Raw genomic sequence first — 1,985 nt, 5'->3', positions numbered from 1 at the left:
ACTTGCCTGCGGTGTCGCGCAGCCAGCAAAAGCCTGCCTCTCGTCGCCAAAACGTCCGGTGCTATGCATTAAGGCGGTTAGCAAGGCGGTCAAATCGGTGGCAACACTATCGCAAAATTCGGATTTCTGCGGCGTTGCAGAAATCAGGCGCAGAACCCGAACAAAACTCGCGGAGACCGCCTAAAACGCGATGGCGTGGGGTTCCATAGGCACTCTCTGTTGATCGGTGCGGATTTTCCCGCATTTCCGTTCACCGGTGTTTTGGGTGGCGTATCGCCTCGACATAGTGCCTTACCAGAAATGGCTTACCGATATCACCGAATTCCAACTGCCGGCGGGTAAGGTGTTGTACCTTTGGCCCATAATCGATTGCTTCGATGGCGTTCTCCGAGCGCCCTGTTGTGTGATCGCCCCCCGCTTTCGTAGCTACGGGTTGCCAAGACCTAAATGGACATTGCAATAGATTTTTAGGAAGCGATGGCAGCGCCTCACGAAAAAATATGGCGTGGCGGCACATTTACTATTGCTGCAACCGGTAATTCCCATAAACTTCCGGCAGAAGAACAATCTATTGTTGAGCAAAATCAAGGGGATTGACAAAATTCTGTTGGAAAACTGTCGCCCATGCATACGCTGTTATAACCGGAGAAAGATATGACGACCTTTTCTTACAAGGGCTACCTTTCAACCCATACTTCGAATGGTAATGCCACGAAGCTGAAATCGACGAAGCTCGAAGTGGTAGCCACCGGCAAGGATGCGGTTTTCAGCTACAAGCGGACTGATGGAAAAGAGGGCATTACGATTACCAGCCCCGCCATCGAGCTACGCATAGACGGCAAGGTCTACTCTCCGAAAAAACTCGACGCAGAAATAACGCAAATCTCGTGGCGGGATGGAAACGGTACAAAAGGCGTGGCGAACATTCTTGTTGTTGATCTCGGCGATCAGCAGTTCACCATGCAGATATCGGGAAACACCATTCCGACCTTATCCACCGCCGGAAAGTATAATTCCTTCGTAAATTCTATCACCAGTGAAAAACCGCTGACGTTCGGATTTTTCGGCCCCGACGAAAAAATCCCCCTCGATCGGATTATGAAACCGTCCGTCACGGAAAACGACCGCTTTCTGGGGACGAACGGAAAGAACACCTATGATGGCGGGGCAGGGAACGATCAGATTTCCGGCCAAGGCGGCAACGATACTTTGAAAGGCGGCGCTGCAAACGACAAGCTCTATGGCGGCGCGGGCCGTGACGAACTCCACGGCGGAGCGGGCAAGGACGTCTTTGTCTTCAAATCGCTCAAGGACTCCACGGTAGCATCGTCGGGACGCGACACGATCAAGGATTTTTCCAGCAAGCAGGGCGACAAGATCGATCTGAAAGCCGTCGATGCAGATACGGTGGCCAAAGGCAACCAAACCTTTGAGTTTATCGGAACGAAAGCTTTTTCAGGTGATGCTGGAGAATTGCGCTACATCAAGAAAGGCGGCGATACCATCGTATTCGCCGACGTGAACGGCGACAAAAAAGCGGATTTTTCGATCCTCATCGATGCAAGTCTGACGCTGAAAGCGACAGACTTTATCCTATAGAGCCAAGGTCGAATGGTAATCCCCCCCGCAAAACAACGGGCTTCAAAAGTAGAATTTTCTCGGCAAGATGATCGAGGAGATTTTTGATGAAGACGAGCAGATTTAGCGAACCGCAAATCCTTGCGATCCTGCGTCAGGCCGAGGGTGGCGTTCCAGTGCCTGAGCTATGCCGGGAACACGGGATGAGCACGGCCTCATTTACAAATGGCGAGCCAAGTATGGCGGTATGGATGCATCGATGATCAGCCAGATGAAAGCTTTGGAAGACGAGAACCGTCGGCTGAAGAAGATGTATGCGGAGATGAGCATTGAGAGCGGCGGTGGAAAAGTCGGCCACGGTAGCGGCGGAATAGTCCAGCCGCGGGCGGAGTAAAAACCGGCCACCT

2 protein-coding genes and 1 pseudogene are annotated in these 1,985 nt (G+C 52.1%); all 3 read left to right on the top strand.

From position 1 onward, the window contains the following. Window positions 1-184: hypothetical protein (locus tag AKG11_RS35320; RefSeq protein WP_210166816.1), on the top strand; the 184-nt coding region annotated here is incomplete at its 5' end. Between the two features lie 470 nt (window positions 185-654). After that, a complete protein-coding gene (locus tag AKG11_RS33415) occupies window positions 655-1,599 on the top strand; it encodes a M10 family metallopeptidase C-terminal domain-containing protein (RefSeq protein WP_050747143.1) in 945 nt (314 codons plus the stop codon). An 86-nt stretch (window positions 1,600-1,685) separates the two neighbouring features. Continuing rightward, window positions 1,686-1,915: pseudogene (locus AKG11_RS33410) on the top strand (transposase); the annotation flags it as partial. Window positions 1,916-1,985: the final 70 nt, after the last annotated feature.

The organism is Shinella sp. SUS2 (genome assembly GCF_001262505.1).
GTDB lineage: Bacteria > Pseudomonadota > Alphaproteobacteria > Rhizobiales > Rhizobiaceae > Shinella.
The sequence above is the reverse complement of the archived record's forward strand: the minus strand, read 5'-3'. Positions and strand labels throughout refer to the sequence as shown.

Excerpts from the sequence above, each read along its gene's own strand:
- AKG11_RS33415 (WP_050747143.1), top strand. The coding sequence starts at position 655 with ATGACGACCTTTTCTTACAAGGGCTACCTTTCAACCCATACTTCGAAT.